The organism is Streptomyces sp. NPDC002574, from assembly GCF_042889545.1.
GTDB lineage: Bacteria > Actinomycetota > Actinomycetes > Streptomycetales > Streptomycetaceae > Actinacidiphila.
The window spans coordinates 1-15,768 of the sequence record NZ_JBIARB010000009.1 but is presented as its reverse complement, the minus strand read 5'-3'; the positions used below and the strand labels follow the sequence as shown (position 1 = coordinate 15,768).

Here is a 15,768-nt window from a genome sequence, read left to right as displayed (position 1 = left end):
AGTTCCTCCCGGTGTTCGCAATCCCTAGACTCCCCCCAAGGGGGACAACCCGGGGGACAACTTTGTGGGGCTTGGGGTGCCTGAACTCGTACTGGAACTGAACGGTCGCACCTGGACGCTGGATCCGTCCCGGTCGTACAGCCTCGGCCGGGACCCGCAGTCGGACGTGGTCCTGGACGACGCCAGGGTCTCCTGGCGGCACGCCACCATCCGGCGCGGGGACCGGGGTTGGGTCCTGGAGGACCTCGGCAGCACCAACGGCACCTATGTGCAGGGGCAGCGCGTGCACGCCCACGACGTCGCCGCCGGTGCCACCGTCAACCTCGGCAATGCCAACGACGGCCCGCAACTGGTCTTCAGCGGCAGCCCGTCGGCGGGCGGCGACATCTACAGCGCCGAGACCGCGCTCGCCCAGCCGCAGCAGGCCCGTCCGTCGGGTCCCGGCGTGCAGAAGGCACCGGCGCGGGGCGGGTCGTCGTCGCAGAACGGCTGGAACGCAGGCGGCAACGGCTCGCAGCCGCACGTGCCGCAGCCCGGTCACGGCGGGCAGGCGCCGCAGCCGCGCATCCCGGCCCCGCACGGGCCCTCGGGCGGCATGGGCTCCGCACCGCCCGTCTACGGCGACCGCAGCCCGACCACCTTCCACCACCTGGTGCTCGGCCGCGTGATGAAGATCGGCCGCGCGCTGGAGAACGACCTCGTGGTCTCCGACCTCCAGGTCTCCCGGTTCCACGCGGAGTTCCGGGCCCACCCGGACGGCCGCTACGAGATCGTCGACCTAGGCAGCCACAACGGCACCTACGTCAACGGCCAGCCGATCCAGCGTCACCTGCTGGGCCCCAACGACATCGTGGGCGTCGGCCACTCCACCTTCCGGCTCGTCGGCGACCAGCTGGAGGAGTTCGTCGACACCGGCGAGATCTCCTTCTCGGCGCGCCGGCTCACCGTGACCGTCCCTCAGGGCAACGGCACCAAGAACATCCTCAACGACGTCTCCTTCGGCGTCCCCGAGAAGTCGCTGGTCGCCGTCATCGGCCCCTCCGGCTCCGGCAAGTCGACGCTGCTGCGCGCGCTGACCGGCTACCGGCCGGCCGACGAGGGGGAGGTGCTGTACGACAGCCGCAACCTCTACAAGCAGTTCGCCGAGCTGCGGCAGCGCATCGGGCTGGTCCCGCAGGACGACATCCTGCACAAGGAGCTGACGATCCGCAAAGCCCTGCGCTACGCGGCCAAGCTCCGCTTCCCCGGCGACACCAAGGCCGCCGAGCGCGAAGCCCGCATCGACGAGGTGCTGCGCGAGCTCAAACTCGACGTGCACGCCGACAAGCGCGTCACATCGCTGTCCGGCGGCCAGCGCAAGCGCGTCTCCGTCGCCCTGGAGCTGCTCACCAAGCCCTCGCTGATCTTCCTGGACGAGCCCACCTCCGGCCTCGACCCGGGCATGGACCGCGATGTGATGAAGCTGCTGCGCGGCCTGGCCGACGACGGCCGCACGGTGCTCGTGGTCACCCACTCCGTGGCCGAACTGGCCCTGTGCGACAAGCTGCTGGTGATGGCGCCGGGCGGCGCCGTGGCGTACTTCGGGCCGCCCGAGGAGGCGCTGAACTTCTTCGGCTACGACACCTGGGCCGACGTCTTCTCCGCCTTCGAGAACTACCGCGACTACGACTGGTCCGGCCGCTGGCGCGGCTCCCAGCACTACCAGATGTACGCCGCGGACCTGGACGCCGTCGCGCCGCAGTCCGTACCCGTGGCCCCGCAGCAGACGAAGCCGCCCAAGCCGCAGAGCTGGGGGTCGCAGTTCGTCACCCTGGTGCGGCGCTACATGTCGGTGATCGCCTCCGACAAGGGCTTCATGGGCCTGATGGTGATCCTGCCGGCGGTCCTCGGCCTGGTGAGCGTGGTCATCCCGGCGGACTTCGGCCTCACGGCCGCCGACCAGCCGGGCAAGTTCAACCCCGACGCCGGCACCATCCTGCTGATCCTCGCCGTGGGCGCCTGCTTCTCCGGCGCCGCCAACTCGGTGCGTGAACTGATCAAGGAACGGGTCATCTACGAGCGGGAACGGGCCACCGGCCTGTCGCGCTCGGCGTACCTGTTCTCCAAGGTGTTCGTCCTCGGCCTGATCAGCGCGCTCCAGGGCGTCATCATCTGCGCGATCGGCCTGTCGGTCCGCAAGCTCCCCGACGAGGGCCTGATCGTCAAGGGATTCCCGGCCGCAGAGATCACCTTGGTGATCATCGGACTGGGCTTCACCTCGATGATGTTCGGCCTGGTCATCTCCTCGCTGGTGAAGACCGCGGAGAAGACCATGCCGCTGCTGGTCATGTTCGCCATCGTCCAGGTGGTCTTCACCGGGGTGCTCTTCCAGATCTTCGGCACCGTGGGCCTGGAGCAGGTCGCCTGGCTGATGCCGTCCCGCTGGGCGGTCGGCGCCGCGGGCGCCACGCTCGACCTGGGCCACATCATGCCGCCGTGGGACCAGGCCAAGCCCGACAACATCGACCCGCTGTGGGAGCACTCGGTCGCGCAATGGGGCACCGACATGGGCATCCTGTTCGGCATCGGCGTGATCTGCGGCTTCCTCGTCCTGCGGCTGCTGCGGCGCCACGAGCCGGAGGTCATGCGCAAGTGAGGCGCACGAAGTCCTCCTGACCTCGCCGGCATGCACAAGGGCGGCGGATTCCCCGACCGGGAATCCGTCGCCCTTGTGCTGTCTGTCCGGTTCCTGTCCCGCGGGATCAGTACCAGTTGTGCGCCTGCCAGAACGACCACGCGCCGCACGGGCTGCCGTAGCGCTCGTTCATGTAGTTCACGCCCCACTTGATCTGGGTGGCCGCATTGGTGCGCCAGTCGGCACCGGCGGAGGCCATCTTCGAGCCGGGCAGCGCCTGGACCAGGCCGTACGCACCGGACGAGGGGTTGACCGCCTGCGGGTTCCAGCCGCTCTCGCGGGTCACGATGTTGGAGAAGCACTGGAACTGCGCGTCGCCGACCATCTGCCGCGCCATCTCCTGCGGGCTGCCGCTCGGCACCGCCGCGGCGCCGGCGGTGCTCTCCTGCGCGGCACGCGGGGCGGCCTGCTTCTGCTGGGGTATGAGCGCCCTGCGCTCGTGGCTGCGGTTGGCGGCCTGCTGCTCCGCGCGGCGCTGCTGGGCCTCCGCGGCGACGTGCTCGGCGTGCGCCTTGCGCAGGGCGACGGCATGGGCGAGGTGCCGGGCGTGCGCCTTGGTCCTGGCAGTGACCTGGGCGACGTGCTGGGCGTGCGCCTTGCGCATCACGGCCTGGTGGGCGACGTGGGCGGCGTGCATCTGGGTCACGGCGTTCAGGTGGGCCACGTGGGAGGCGTGCGCGGCCCTGGCAGCCCTGGCGGCCTTGCCGGCGGCGGCCTGCTCGGCCTGGGCCGTACCGGCACTCCCGGTCACGCCGGTGATCGCCAGGACGCCCACACCGGCCGCGGCGATACCGGCGGCGGAGTACTTGTGGGCCTTGGTCAGACGGTCGAGAGACGGGATCGTCGGGAGCTGCATGGGGGAGTTACCTCTTCCATTCGGCTGCGCTCCGCTCTGCCCAGGCAAAGAGAAGCGCCACGTGTCGAACGCGGCGCGGAGCGACCTGAGCATTCTTAGCCCGCGGGAAATTCCCGGGCAAAGTCCGGCATTACTACCCGAAGTCGTAGACGGGCGGCCGACCCGACACGGCACGACCCCCGCTTCCGGGCGGTCCGCCACCCCGCGATCTACTATCTTCCTTCGTACGTGATGTACGTCCTATGCGGTGCCTCACAGGCATGTGGCGCTGTGCGACGGGTCGGGCACCGCGTGTACGCCGTTCTCCCGGTGTTTCCCGGACGTTCCGCTCGTCCCGGTCCCCGGGGGTGCGCGAGAGCGCCGCGCATGCGGCCGGAAGGGCATTTCGGCCTAGGTCCTGGGGACCGGTCCCGCCGGTCGCGCGGCCGATCCCGGATGCCACGCCCCCCAGTACGGTGAAGCCATGCACAGCCGGTCATCCCGTCGCGGTGTCGAGGCGGTGAGCGCGGCCGTACTCGCCATGAGCAGGCACCTGGAGGTACGCGAGGTCCTGCAGACCATCGTCGCCTCCGCCCGTGAACTGCTCGACGCCGAGTACGCGGCGCTCGGCGTGCCCGACGACCACGGCGGCTTCGCGCAGTTCGTCGTCGACGGCGTCAGCGACGAGCAGTGGCGGGCGATCGGCCCGCTGCCCCGCCAGCACGGCATCCTCGCCGCGATGCTCCACGAGGCCGGGCCGCAGCGGCTCGCCGATGTGCGCACTGACGCGCGCTTCGGCGGCTGGCCCGCCGCCCACCCCGAGATGAGCGACTTCCTCGGCATGCCGGTGGTCGACGGCGACGAGGTCCTCGGCGCCCTCTTCCTCGCCAACAAGCGCGGCCCCCGACCCGCTGGTGGCGGGTGCGCCTTCACCGGGGAGGACGAGGACCTGCTGCGCACCCTGGCCGCGCACGCCGCCATCGCCCTCACCAACGCGCGCCTGTACGAGCGCAGCCGCGAGCTGACCCTCGCCGGCGAACGCGCCCGCATCGCGCACGAATTGCACGACGCCGTCTCGCAGAAGCTCTTCTCGCTGCGGCTCACCGCCCAGGCCGCCGCCGCTCTGGTGGACCGCGACCCGGCCCGGGCCCGCGAGGAGTTGCGCCAGGTCGCCGCGCTCGCCGCCGAGGCCGCCGACGAACTGCGCGCGGTCGTGGTCGAGCTGCGCCCTGCCGCCCTGGACGAGGACGGGCTGCTGGCCACCTTGCGCACCCAGGCCCTGGTCCTCGGCCGGGCGCACACGGCGCGCGTCTCCTTCAGCCACGGCAAGGTGCGGGCCCTGCCCGCCGCCCAGGAGGAGGCGGTGCTGCGCGTCGCCCAGGAGGCCATGCACAATGCGCTGCGCCATGCCGACGCGAGCACGGTGACCGTGCGCCTGGAGGCCCGTGGCAGGGGGGCGGTGCTCCGGATCACCGACGACGGCCGGGGCTTCGACCCCTCGGCGGTACGGCGCGCCGGACGCCACCTGGGCCTGGTCTCGATGCGCGACCGGGCCGACGGGGTCGGCGGCGCCCTGACGGTGGAGTCGGAGCCCGGCAAGGGCACCGTGGTCGAGATGGAGGTGCCCGGTGGGTGACCCGGAGAGCGACGGCCCGGAGGTCCTCGGGGAGGGCCAGGAGGCGGCGGAGGGGCGGGCGATCCGCGTCCTGGTGGTCGACGACCACCAGGTCGTCAGGCGGGGCCTGCGAACGTTCCTGGAAGTGCAGCCGGACATCGAGGTCGTCGGCGAGGCGGCGGACGGCGACGAGGGCGTACGGCGCGCCGAGGAGCTCGCGCCCGACGTGGTCCTGATGGACATCAGGATGCCCGGCACCGACGGGATCGAGGCACTGCGCCGCCTCCGCGAGGCCGGCAGCAGGGCACGGGTGCTGGTGGTCACCAGCTTCACCGAGCAGCGCACGGTCGTCCCTGCCCTGCGCGCGGGCGCGGCCGGCTACGTCTACAAGGACGTGGACCCCGACGCCCTGGCGGGCGCCATCCGCTCCGTCCACGCCGGGCACGTCCTGCTGCAGCCGGAGGTCGCCGACGTGCTTCTCTCCCAGGAGGAGCCGGCCTCCGGGCAGGGCCGCGGCGGCACGCTCACCGAGCGGGAGCGCGAGGTGCTGTCGCTGATCGCCGAGGGCCGTTCCAACCGGGAGATCGCCCGTGCCCTCGTGCTGTCGGAGAAGACGGTGAAGACCCACGTCTCCAACATCCTGATGAAGCTCGACCTGTCCGACCGCACCCAGGCCGCTCTGTGGGCCGTCCGGCACGGCATCGGGACCTGAGTGGCCGCGGTGGCGGCACGGCCCCCATCGGGCAGCCGGCCGCCGCCTTATCGGTAGGACAAGCCGATCGTCGCGCTCCGGACTGAGATTCATACCGTCGGGTGTATGTCGCCCGGATGGCGCAACCTGGGTGCGTCTGCCCCGTTCTTCATGGCGTGCTGCGGCGACTGCCGCGGCACCACATGCAAGGAGGGTCAAGAACGTGAAGAACCTGCACAAGGTCGCCGCCGTCACCATGGTCGCCGGAAGCATCGCCCTGATCGGCGCCGGTGCCGCCTCCGCCCACACCGGTGGCGCGCACGCCGACGGTGTCGCGAAGGGCTCCCCCGGCGTCGTTTCGGGCAACACGATCCAGGTGCCGGTGCACATCCCCGTCAACGTCTGCGGCAACACCATCAGCGTGATCGGCGTGCTCAACCCGGCCATCGGGAACTTCTGCCTGAACAAGTGACCATGTGACCGCGGCCCCGCCGCGGTCCGGCAGTGACCGCCGGCCCTGGAGGACGACCTCCGGGGCCGGTCCCATTTTCCGTTCATTTACGCCCGTTCCTGACTGTTCCCGCCCATGAGTTCCGCCGTACGGAGGTTTCCGGCGACAGGCCCGTGTCACCGCCCCGGTAACGGCGTTCCCACAGTGCGGCCCCGCGACCTGGGACCGCGTCATCACAGGAGGAACAGCTCTCATGAACAGCGCCAAGAAGGCCGCCCTCGTCATCGCCGCCGCCGGTACGGCCGCCGCCGGCACCGCCGGTACCGCGTTCGCCGGCTCCCACGCGGGCGGCGCGGCCGTCGGCTCGCCCGGCGTGCTGTCCGGCAACGTGATCCAGGTGCCGGTGAACATCCCGGTCAACATCTGCGGCAACACCATTGACGTCATCGGGCTCCTGAACCCGGCGATCGGGAACGTCTGCTTCAACGACTGATGCCGCGAGGGCCCCGCGGACGACCTCGTCCACGGGGCCCTTTCCGTTCCCCGGCGGGTCCGCGGCCCGTCCGCGGCCCGTGCCGCGACCCGGCGCCCCTCAGCCCCGGCGGCGCTCGCTCTCCTCCACGTAGGCGTTGTAGGCGGCCACCTGCGCCCGCCGCGCCGTGCGTTCCACCGGCCGGAGCAACTCCGCCCGTGCCGCGATCTCCGAGGCGCTCACCGCCCCGCCGTGCTCCAACTGCGCGCCGGTGGCGATGGCGACCAGGGCGCCGACCCGCTGTGCCAGCTCCAGCACCCGTACCGCCCGCGGCGGATAGCCCGGTGCCAGCACCTCACGCCCCCGCTCGGCGCGCGCCCGGTAGGCCTCCAGCGCCGCCTGGGCCGCCGGACCGGCCCCGGCCACGTCCAGCCGGGCCAGCGCCGCCGTGGCGTCCCGCAGGGCCTCCGCGAGCTCCCTCTCGGCCTCCCCCAGGGAGGGCACGTCGGCGGGCGGCGCGTCCCGCACCTCCAGGCACTGCCACTCCACCCCCACGTGCACGTCGCCGCGCGGGCCGACCTCTGTGACCTCCGGCACGAAACCGATGGAGGGGCCGCCCACCGCGACGACCGCCTCGCCGGCCGCCATGGCGCGGGCGTTGAACTCCGGGGGCCCGCTCAGCCCCAGCGGGTGGCCCGGTACCGGCAGCGCGACACGCAGCCCGGTCACCCCCAGGGCGCGCAGCCTGCCGAGGCCGAGAGTCAGCCCCACCGGGGCGGACTCCCCGGGCAGCCCGGCCATCCGGTGGGCCGAATCGCCCGCGATCACTTCCTGAGCGGCGTCGTCCGGCGCGGCAAGTCCGGCAATCAGGGCATTCCCCCAAGCCGCCAACCGTCCTGAGCGAGGTTCATCGAGCATCCCCCCAGCCTAAGGACTGGGGCAGGTCGGCCGTGGCGTAGATTTCCCTGGGGGCGGTGCCTACAGGCGCCCGCGACGGCAGACACGCGATCGGGAATTGGGAGACAACGCGCTCATGAGCGATGTTCTGGAGCTGGTGGACGTATCCGTGGTCCGAGACGGCCGGGCTCTGGTGGACCAGGTCTCCTGGTCGGTCGCCGAGGGCGAGCGCTGGGTGATCCTCGGCCCGAACGGCGCCGGCAAGACGACCATGCTGAACATCGCGTCCAGCTACCTCTTCCCCACTTCGGGCACCGTCCAGATCCTCGGCGAGAAGATGGGCAGCGTCGACGTCTTCGAACTGCGGCCCCGCATCGGCATCGCGGGCGTCGCCCTGGCCGAGAAGCTGCCCCGCCGGCAGACCGTCCTGGAGACCGTGCTCACCGCCGCCTACGGCATGACCGCCCACTGGCAGGAGAGCTACGAGCAGGTCGACGAGGACCGGGCCCGCGCCTTCCTCGACCGCCTCGGCATGAGCGAGTACCTCGATCGCAAGTTCGGCACCCTTTCGGAGGGCGAGCGCAAGCGCACCCTGATCGCCCGCGCCATGATGACCGACCCCGAGCTGCTGCTCCTCGACGAGCCGGCCGCCGGTCTCGACCTGGGCGGCCGCGAGGACCTGGTGCGCCGCCTCGGCCGGCTCGCGCGCGACCCGATCGCCCCCTCCATGATCATGGTCACCCACCACGTCGAGGAGATCGCCCCCGGATTCACCCACGTCCTGATGATCCGTCAGGGCAGGGTCGTGGCGGCCGGCCCCATGGAGACCGAGCTGAACTCCCGCAACCTGTCCCTCTGCTTCGGCCTGCCGCTCGTCGTCGAGCGCCGCGGCGACCGCTGGAGCGCCAACGGCCTGCCCCTGAAGTAGGACCGGGTTCGGGGGAGAGCCGTCGCACCCTGTCACAGATCCACTCCGGCCCCTACGATGGACCTGTGGACGACTGGTTGTGGTGGCTCATCGCCGCCGTGGGGCTGGGCATTCCGCTCGTGGTGACCGCGATGCCCGAGTTCGCGATGTTCGCGGTCGGGGCCGTCGCCGCCGCCATCGGGGCAGGGCTCGGCCTGGGCATCACACCGCAGGTGCTGATCTTCGTGATCGTCTCGGTCGCCGGCATCGCCGTGGTGCGTCCGCTGGCCAACCGCAGCCGGGCGCAACGACCGGAACTGCGCAGTGGCATCGACGCACTCAAGGGCCGCCAGGCCGTCGTCCTCGAAAGAGTCGACGGACAGGGCGGCCGGATCAAGCTCAACGGCGAAGTCTGGTCCGCCCGGGCCCTCGACTCCGGCCGCCACTTCGATCCGGGCGAGAGTGTGGACGTCGTCGAGATCGAGGGCGCGACGGCCGTCGTGATCTGAACCGGCCCGAGCCCCGCACCGGATCCGGAACGGGAATTCGCCGAACCCGGCCCGCCTCCCGCGGGGGTCTGCCAGACTTGATCATGTCTTCGTACTGACAGTCAGCAGCAAACGGCGTGGGAGTGGACGTGCAGCCGATCATCATCGTCCTGATCATCCTGGTGGTGCTCGTCTTCATCGCGCTCATCAAGACGGTCCAGGTCATTCCGCAGGCCAGTGCCGCCATCGTGGAGCGCTTCGGGCGCTACACCCGGACGCTGAGCGCCGGCCTCAACATCGTGGTGCCGTTCATCGACACCATCCGCAACCGCATCGACCTGCGCGAACAGGTCGTGCCCTTCCCGCCGCAGCCGGTGATCACCCAGGACAACCTGGTCGTCAACATCGACACGGTCATCTACTACCAGGTGACCGACGCGCGGGCCGCCACCTACGAGGTCGCCAGCTACATCCAGGCCATCGAGCAGCTCACCGTCACCACGCTGCGCAACATCATCGGCGGCATGGACCTGGAGCGGACCCTGACCTCCCGCGAGGAGATCAACGCGGCCCTGCGAGGCGTCCTGGACGAGGCCACCGGCAAGTGGGGCATCCGCGTCAACCGTGTCGAGCTGAAGGCGATCGAGCCGCCCACCTCCATCCAGGACTCGATGGAGAAGCAGATGCGCGCCGACCGCGACAAGCGCGCCGCGATCCTCACCGCCGAGGGCATCCGGCAGTCCCAGATCCTGACCGCCGAGGGCGAGAAGCAGTCCGCGATCCTGCGCGCGGAGGGCGAGTCCAAGGCCGCGGCCCTGCGGGCCGAGGGCGAGGCCCAGGCCATCCGCACGGTCTTCGAGTCCATCCACGAGGGCGACCCCGACCAGAAGCTGCTGGCCTACCAGTACCTGCAGATGCTCCCCAAGATCGCCGAGGGCGAGTCCAACAAGCTCTGGATCATCCCCAGCGAGCTCAACGACGCCCTCAAGGGCCTCGGCGGCATCGTCAACCTCCCCGGCGCCCCCGGCGCCGGCGGCGGGACCAACGGCGAGGGCGGCCCCCGCCGCGAGACCCCCCGCCTCGACAAGGACTGAAGCGCCGTCCGCCGCACCGCCCCGCCTGTGACATGATCCGTGCGCTCCCCTCGACCTCGACGGCGGGGAGGAGCCGCACCGACCATGGAGGCCGCACATGTCGCTCTGGGAAGCCCTTGCCGTCCTCGCGGCAGGCGTCGCGGCCGGAACGATCAACACCGTCGTCGGATCGGGGACGCTGATCACCTTCCCCGTCCTGCTCGCCGTCGGCCTGCCGCCCGTCACCGCCAACGTGTCCAACACCTTGGGCCTGGTCCCCGGATCCCTCAGCGGCGCCATCGGCTACCGGCGCGAGCTGCGCGGCCAGCGGGCCCGCCTGCTCCGGTTCGGCGCCGCCGCCCTGTGCGGCGGACTTGCAGGGGCCGTACTGCTGCTGGCCCTGCCCTCATCGGCCTTCGACACCATCGTCCCGATCCTCATCGGCCTGGCCCTGGTGCTCGTCGTCGTACAGCCGCGGCTCTCCCGCGCCCTCCAGGCCCGCAGGGCCGGCAACGGCACCCACGCACCCGAGCACGGCGGTGTGCTGCTCCCGCTCGGCCTGCTCGTCGCCAGCGTCTACGGGGGCTACTTCGGCGCCGCCCAGGGCGTCATATACCTGTCCCTCATGGGCGTCCTGCTCGACGAGAGCTGGCAGCGCATCAACGCGGTCAAGAACGTCCTCGCGCTGATCGTGAACGGCGTCGCCGCCGTCTTCTTCCTCTTCGTCGCCGACTTCGACTGGGCCGCGGTCGGCCTCATCGCGGCGGGCGCCGCCGTCGGCGGTGTCATCGGCGCCCGCATCGGGCGCCGGCTGCCGCCGACCGCACTGCGCGGCGTGATAGTCGTCGTCGGCATCGCGGCGATCGTCCAGCTGCTCGTCAAGTAGCCGGACGACCGCCGCGCGGCTCGGTCACGCCGGCAGCGCGAGCCACTCCGGCACGTTCTCACGGTCCTTCAGGCCCAGCGCCAGCAGCAGCGCGTCGGCCGGTGTCGGCTCGAACGGCTGCGTCAGCAGCCGCATCCCCGCCTGCTCCGGCGTACGGTCGGCCTTGTGGTGGTTGTCCTCCGCGCAGGACGCCACGGTGTTCAGCCAAGTGTCCCCGCCCCCGCGCGAACGCGGCAGGACGTGGTCCACGGTCGTCGCCCGCCGGCCGCAGTAGGCGCACCGGTGACGGTCCCGCACCAGCACCCCCCGCCGCGACCAGGCGGCCCGTTGTCGGAAGGGCACCCGCACGTACCGGCAGAGCCGGATCACCTGCGGCACCGGCACCTCCACGGCCGCCGCACGGATGCGCAGCCCGGGGTGGGCCTGCTCGACCACGGCCTTGTCCTGCATCACGAGCACCACCGCACGCCGCAGCGACACCGTCGACAGCGGCTCGAAGGTCGCGTTCAGTACCAGCGTCTCCCGCATTTCGCCCACCCCTCTGGTCCGTCCTCGCCGTGTGGCGAAGTGGCTCCACTGTGACCGGGCCATACCCGTGCGGACAACGCAATTTCCGCACGTCAAAGCGAACAGGAGGAAACGGGAAACCCAACGGACACCTGCCCCCACCCCTGGCGCCCGCCCCCGTGGGGAACGCGGGCGCCCGGGGCGCGGCAGTCGGCGCGGACGCCCGGGCGCATGACCGGACTCCGGCGAACAGCTGGCCTGTCGCGCGGCGAGAACCGCACAGCGCAACGCCCCGCCGCCCCCGCCACTGCGGTGCCGACCCCCGGTGACGGTTGGGTCACCAGGCAGACACCACTGTGCGTGCGGGAGCGCCGGGGCGCAACGGAATTACCGGCCGCGGGAGGCTACGCCCCCGGGTTCTCGTACTCGCCGATCACATGGGCGCGGGCCAGCGCGTGGAAGCGCAGGTTGAAGCCGACGACCGCCGGCGACACGTCGCCGTCCGGGCCCAGCTTCTCCTGGTCCACCGCGTAGACCGTGAACACGTAACGGTGCGACCCGTCCCCGGGCGGCGGGGCCGCCCCGCCGAAGTCCCGGGTGCCGTAGTCGTTGCGGACGTGCACCGCACCCTCCGGCAGCCCCTTGAAGCCGTCGCTGCCGGCCCCGGCGGGCAGCTCCGTGACGGACGCCGGGATGTCGAAGAGCACCCAGTGCCAAAAGCCGCTGCCGGTGGGCGCGTCGGGGTCGTAACAGGTCACCGCGAAGCTGCGGGTCGCCTCGGGGAAGCCCTCCCACCGCAGGTGCGGCGAGACGTTCCCCTCGGCGTGGACCTGGTCGTCCTTCAGGGTGCCGCCGGGCTCGATGTCGTCGCTCACGACCGTGAACGACGGCACGGGCGGGTGGAAGTCATGGGGGAGCGGTCGCCGCTTCTGCTCGGTCACCACGGTTACCTCCTGATCGCGAAAAACGCTGTCCCCGGCCGATCCTAGAACCAGTTGCGCTTCCCGCCGACCTCGGCCAGCCACTGGTTGAGGTACGCCGCCCAGTCGGTGGCGCGGAAGTTGTCGAGGTCCATGGTGAACGAGCGGTACGCGTCGCTGCCCTCGCTGAACAGGCCCGGCTTCTTGTCCATCTCCAGGATGACGTCCATCTCGTGGCCGTCGGCGACGAAGCTCAGCTCCACCTGGCTCAGCCCGCGGTACTGCTGCGGCGCGAAGAACTCGATCTCCTGGTAGAAGGGCAGCCGCTGCCGCGTGCCGCGGATGTGGCCCCGCTCCAGGTCCGCGTTCTTGAAGGAGAAGCCCAGCCGGCCGAACGCGTCGAGGAGCTCCTGCTGCGCGGGGATCGGGTGCACGTTGATCGGGTCGAGGTCACCGGAGTCCACCGCCCGGGCGATCGCCAGCTCCGTCGTCACACCGACGTTCATCCCCGTCAGGTGACGGCCGAGGAAGGTCGTGATGGGCGTCTCCCACGGGATCTCCAGCCCGAACGGCACCACGTGCACCGCACCCGGCTGCACCTCGAACGCGCCGCCCAGCCGCTGCCGGTGGAACTCGATGTCCTGCTTGTACTCGGTGTCCTGGCCCTCGACCTCGACCCGGGCCTGCAGGCCGACCGACAGACCCTCGATCTGCTGCGGGACCGAGCCGCCCTGGATGCGCACCTCGCCCTGGACCACACCGCCCGGCACCACATTCGGCTCGCCCAGCACGGTCTCGACCGACGCGCCCCCGGCACCCAAGCTCGCAAGCAGCTTCTTGAAGCCCACGATGTCCCTCTCCCTTTACTGGCGGTTGCCTCGGTCATTACGAACGCGGCCCCACCCCGAACGGTTCCATTACTCTCGTACCGCATGATCGCGGCTCCCGAAAGCATCCCCCTGCACCGGTCCTTCTTCGACCGCCCGGTGCTGGAGGTCGCCCCCGACCTCCTGGGGCGAATCCTGGTACGCACGACGGACGACGGCCCCATCGCCCTGCGGCTCACCGAGGTCGAGGCCTACGCGGGCCCCGCAGACCCCGGTTCCCACGCCTACCGGGGACGCACCGACCGCAACGCCGTGATGTTCGGACCGCCCGGTCACGCCTACGTCTACTTCACCTACGGCATGTGGCACTGCCTGAACATCGTCTGCGGCCCCGGCGGCAACCCCAGCGGGATCCTGCTGCGCGGCGGCGAGATCATCGAGGGGGCCGAACTCGCCCGCACCCGCCGGGTCAGCTCCCGGCGTCCCCACGACCTCGCCCAGGGGCCCGCCCGTCTGGCCACCGCCCTGGACGTCGACCGCTCACTCAACGGAGCCGACGTCTGCCCGGACGATCCCGCGGGCTCCCCCTTCCGCGTCCTGGCCGGCACCCCCGTCGACCGCGCGGCCGTCCGCAACGGCCCGCGCACCGGCGTCGGCGGCGAAGGAGCGGCCCACCCCTGGCGCTACTACATCGACGGGGACCCCACGGTCAGCCCCTACCGCGCCCACACACCGCGCCGCCGCACCCAGGGAGGCGCAAAAGGAGTCGAGCCGAACGCGTAGTCTCGGTGAGACTCCGTACGCAACGGGTACGAGGCACCGACCGACTCCAGGGAGACACGAGAACCGTGACGGACATCGTCGACGAGCTGCGGTGGCGAGGGCTGATCGCCGTTTCCACCGACGAGGACGCATTGCGCAAGGCGTTCACGGACGGCCCGGTCACGGTCTATTGCGGCTTCGACCCGACGGCGCCCAGCCTCCACCTCGGCAACCTGGTGCAGATCCTCACCATCCGGCGGCTCCAGCTCGCCGGCAACCGGCCGCTCGCCCTCGTCGGCGGCGCCACCGGCCTGATCGGTGACCCCAAGCCCACCGCCGAGCGGACGCTGAACGACGCGGACGTCGTCGCCGGGTGGGTCGAGCGGATCCGCGCCCAGATCGAGCCCTTCCTCTCCTTCGAGGGCCCCAACGCCGCCGTGATGGTCAACAACCTCGACTGGACCTCGGGCCTGTCGGCCATCGAGTTCCTGCGTGACATGGGCAAGTACTTCCGGGTCAACAAGATGATCGCCAAGGAGGCGGTCGCCCGCCGGCTCAACTCCGAGGCGGGCATCAGCTACACCGAGTTCAGCTACCAGATCCTGCAGGGCATGGACTTCCTGGAGCTGCACCGCCGCTACGGCTGCACCCTGCAGACCGGCGGCAGCGACCAGTGGGGCAACCTCACCGCCGGCATCGACCTGATCGGCCGCGTCGAGGGCACCTCCGTGCACGCCCTCGCCACTCCGCTGATCACCAAGGCCGACGGCACCAAGTTCGGCAAGACGGAGTCGGGCACGGTCTGGCTCGACCCCGACATGACGACGCCGTACGCCTTCTACCAGTTCTGGCTCAACGCGGACGACCGCGACGTGTCCAAGTTCCTGCGGATCTTCAGCTTCAGGTCGCAGTCGGAGATCGAGGAGCTGGAGCGGCAGACCGAGGAACGCCCGCAGGCCCGCGCCGCCCAGCGCGCCTTGGCCGAGGAGCTCACCACCCTCGTCCACGGCGCCGAGCAGTGCGCCGCGGTCGTCGCCGCTTCCAAGGCTCTTTTCGGCCAAGGCGAACTCGGCGAGCTCGACGAGCGCACGCTCGCCGCGGCACTCGGCGAACTGCCCCGTGCCACGGTGTCCGAGCTGGCGTCGGTCGCCGACCTCTTCGCCGAGGTCGAGCTCGTCGCCAGCAAGTCCGCAGCTCGCCGCACCATCCGCGAGGGCGGCGCCTACGTGAACAACACCAAGGTGACCGACGAGGACGCGGCCCCCGCGGCGGGCGATCTGCTGCACGGACGCTGGCTCGTCCTGCGTCGCGGCAAGAAGAGCCTCGCGGCGGTCGAGGTGGTCGCCGGCTGACGCCGAAGGCGTCGGCTGATTTTCTACGTTTGAGCGGCGGTGGAGCTTGACTCTGCCGCCGCTCCTGCGTAACGTAGCCCAAGCCGCTTGAGACGGTGCGTCCGGTTCGTCCGGATCCTTCGATCGGCGGCCACTCACTACGACGATCCCTCTCCGAAGATTCGGATGCATTTTCGTGCGCCCGAATCGGAGAATCGGTTGAATTCGCAAAGCGCGAAGGAATCCGCTAACGTAGTGAATGCGCCGGGGCGGAAACGCCAAGGCGAAACCCCCTCCAGAGGGTGGCAGAGAAGGAAATCGGATCTGCTAAGCTGGGGACAACGAAGGGAAAGCCCGGAGGGGCCGGTGAAACGGTCTCGAAGGAAGCTTCCGTTCCTTGAGAACTCAACAGCGTGCCAAAAGTCAACGCCA

General features: G+C 70.9%; 16 protein-coding genes. 11 read left to right on the top strand and 5 right to left on the bottom strand.

All coding sequences use genetic code 11. The features are described from left to right. Positions 1 to 76: 76 nt before the first annotated feature. Complete coding sequence (locus ACFYXS_RS22560) at positions 77 to 2,635, top strand: FHA domain-containing protein (protein ID WP_389250892.1); 2,559 nt, start codon at positions 77 to 79, stop codon at positions 2,633 to 2,635. Positions 2,636 to 2,741: 106 nt separating this feature from the next. Here the strand turns inward: ACFYXS_RS22560 and ACFYXS_RS22555 are convergent, their stop codons facing one another. Then, positions 2,742 to 3,530: a transglycosylase SLT domain-containing protein gene (locus ACFYXS_RS22555; protein ID WP_389250890.1), complete on the bottom strand. Its 789-nt coding sequence runs from the start codon at positions 3,528 to 3,530 to the stop codon at positions 2,742 to 2,744. A gap of 463 nt (positions 3,531 to 3,993) precedes the next feature. On the opposite strand from ACFYXS_RS22555, the gene ACFYXS_RS22550 reads away from it, so the two are divergent. The 4 genes from ACFYXS_RS22550 (at position 3,994) to ACFYXS_RS22535 (ending at position 6,759) form a co-directional block, all read left to right on the top strand. Beyond that, the gene (locus tag ACFYXS_RS22550; protein WP_389250888.1) at positions 3,994 to 5,145 is read left to right on the top strand and encodes a GAF domain-containing sensor histidine kinase; all 1,152 of its coding nucleotides are present in this window, start codon (positions 3,994 to 3,996) and stop codon (positions 5,143 to 5,145) included. Positions 5,146 to 5,206: 61 nt separating this feature from the next. Further along, the gene (locus tag ACFYXS_RS22545; protein ID WP_389251662.1) at positions 5,207 to 5,836 is read left to right on the top strand and encodes a response regulator; all 630 of its coding nucleotides are present in this window, start codon (positions 5,207 to 5,209) and stop codon (positions 5,834 to 5,836) included. 202 nt (positions 5,837 to 6,038) lie between these two features. Beyond that, positions 6,039 to 6,287 carry a chaplin gene (locus tag ACFYXS_RS22540; protein ID WP_389250886.1) on the top strand — a complete coding sequence of 83 codons (249 nt, stop codon included), beginning with the start codon at positions 6,039 to 6,041 and terminating at the stop codon, positions 6,285 to 6,287. A gap of 232 nt (positions 6,288 to 6,519) precedes the next feature. Then, positions 6,520 to 6,759: a chaplin gene (locus tag ACFYXS_RS22535; RefSeq protein WP_319661295.1), complete on the top strand. Its 240-nt coding sequence runs from the start codon at positions 6,520 to 6,522 to the stop codon at positions 6,757 to 6,759. A gap of 99 nt (positions 6,760 to 6,858) precedes the next feature. Here the strand turns inward: ACFYXS_RS22535 and ACFYXS_RS22530 are convergent, their stop codons facing one another. After that, entirely contained in the window at positions 6,859 to 7,656 is a 798-nt protein-coding gene (locus ACFYXS_RS22530; protein ID WP_384284427.1) for a hypothetical protein, read from the bottom strand. Positions 7,657 to 7,771: 115 nt separating this feature from the next. Between ACFYXS_RS22530 and ACFYXS_RS22525 the strand changes: the two genes are divergently transcribed. From ACFYXS_RS22525 to ACFYXS_RS22510, 4 genes are all read left to right on the top strand, one after another. Next, positions 7,772 to 8,563 carry an ABC transporter ATP-binding protein gene (locus tag ACFYXS_RS22525; protein WP_389250883.1) on the top strand — a complete coding sequence of 264 codons (792 nt, stop codon included), beginning with the start codon at positions 7,772 to 7,774 and terminating at the stop codon, positions 8,561 to 8,563. Positions 8,564 to 8,640: 77 nt separating this feature from the next. Then, complete coding sequence (locus tag ACFYXS_RS22520; RefSeq protein ID WP_389251660.1) at positions 8,641 to 9,051, top strand: NfeD family protein; 411 nt, start codon at positions 8,641 to 8,643, stop codon at positions 9,049 to 9,051. Positions 9,052 to 9,179: 128 nt separating this feature from the next. Further along, entirely contained in the window at positions 9,180 to 10,124 is a 945-nt protein-coding gene (locus ACFYXS_RS22515; protein ID WP_319661299.1) for an SPFH domain-containing protein, read from the top strand. 97 nt (positions 10,125 to 10,221) lie between these two features. Then, the gene (locus tag ACFYXS_RS22510) at positions 10,222 to 10,989 is read left to right on the top strand and encodes a sulfite exporter TauE/SafE family protein (protein ID WP_389250880.1); all 768 of its coding nucleotides are present in this window, start codon (positions 10,222 to 10,224) and stop codon (positions 10,987 to 10,989) included. Between the two features lie 24 nt (positions 10,990 to 11,013). Here the strand turns inward: ACFYXS_RS22510 and ACFYXS_RS22505 are convergent, their stop codons facing one another. The 3 genes from ACFYXS_RS22505 to ACFYXS_RS22495 form a co-directional block, all read right to left on the bottom strand. Continuing rightward, positions 11,014 to 11,517 carry an HNH endonuclease gene (locus ACFYXS_RS22505; protein ID WP_389250878.1) on the bottom strand — a complete coding sequence of 168 codons (504 nt, stop codon included), beginning with the start codon at positions 11,515 to 11,517 and terminating at the stop codon, positions 11,014 to 11,016. 383 nt (positions 11,518 to 11,900) lie between these two features. Then, positions 11,901 to 12,437: a YbhB/YbcL family Raf kinase inhibitor-like protein gene (locus ACFYXS_RS22500; RefSeq protein WP_389251658.1), complete on the bottom strand. Its 537-nt coding sequence runs from the start codon at positions 12,435 to 12,437 to the stop codon at positions 11,901 to 11,903. A 44-nt stretch (positions 12,438 to 12,481) separates the two neighbouring features. Continuing rightward, positions 12,482 to 13,264 (bottom strand): sporulation protein, encoded by a 783-nt coding sequence (locus ACFYXS_RS22495; protein ID WP_389250876.1) that lies wholly within the window; start codon positions 13,262 to 13,264, stop codon positions 12,482 to 12,484. Between the two features lie 84 nt (positions 13,265 to 13,348). On the opposite strand from ACFYXS_RS22495, the gene ACFYXS_RS22490 reads away from it, so the two are divergent. Together ACFYXS_RS22490 and tyrS are read left to right on the top strand one after the other, a co-directional pair. Beyond that, positions 13,349 to 14,026 (top strand): DNA-3-methyladenine glycosylase, encoded by a 678-nt coding sequence (locus tag ACFYXS_RS22490; protein WP_389250874.1) that lies wholly within the window; start codon positions 13,349 to 13,351, stop codon positions 14,024 to 14,026. Between the two features lie 65 nt (positions 14,027 to 14,091). Then, positions 14,092 to 15,357, top strand: a complete 1,266-nt coding sequence (gene tyrS / locus ACFYXS_RS22485; protein ID WP_389250872.1) for a tyrosine--tRNA ligase — start codon at positions 14,092 to 14,094, stop codon at positions 15,355 to 15,357. Positions 15,358 to 15,768 lie beyond the last annotated feature (411 nt).

What these genes read in the sequence shown, in the direction of transcription:
- ACFYXS_RS22555 (WP_389250890.1), bottom strand. Translation starts at nt 3,530, where the DNA reads ATGCAGCTCCCGACGATCCCGTCTCTCGACCGTCTGACCAAGGCCCAC.
- ACFYXS_RS22550 (WP_389250888.1), top strand. Translation starts at nt 3,994, where the DNA reads ATGCACAGCCGGTCATCCCGTCGCGGTGTCGAGGCGGTGAGCGCGGCC.
- ACFYXS_RS22535 (WP_319661295.1), top strand. Translation starts at nt 6,520, where the DNA reads ATGAACAGCGCCAAGAAGGCCGCCCTCGTCATCGCCGCCGCCGGTACG.
- ACFYXS_RS22530 (WP_384284427.1), bottom strand. Translation starts at nt 7,656, where the DNA reads ATGCTCGATGAACCTCGCTCAGGACGGTTGGCGGCTTGGGGGAATGCC.
- ACFYXS_RS22525 (WP_389250883.1), top strand. Translation starts at nt 7,772, where the DNA reads ATGAGCGATGTTCTGGAGCTGGTGGACGTATCCGTGGTCCGAGACGGC.
- ACFYXS_RS22510 (WP_389250880.1), top strand. Translation starts at nt 10,222, where the DNA reads ATGTCGCTCTGGGAAGCCCTTGCCGTCCTCGCGGCAGGCGTCGCGGCC.
- ACFYXS_RS22505 (WP_389250878.1), bottom strand. Translation starts at nt 11,517, where the DNA reads ATGCGGGAGACGCTGGTACTGAACGCGACCTTCGAGCCGCTGTCGACG.
- ACFYXS_RS22490 (WP_389250874.1), top strand. Translation starts at nt 13,349, where the DNA reads ATGATCGCGGCTCCCGAAAGCATCCCCCTGCACCGGTCCTTCTTCGAC.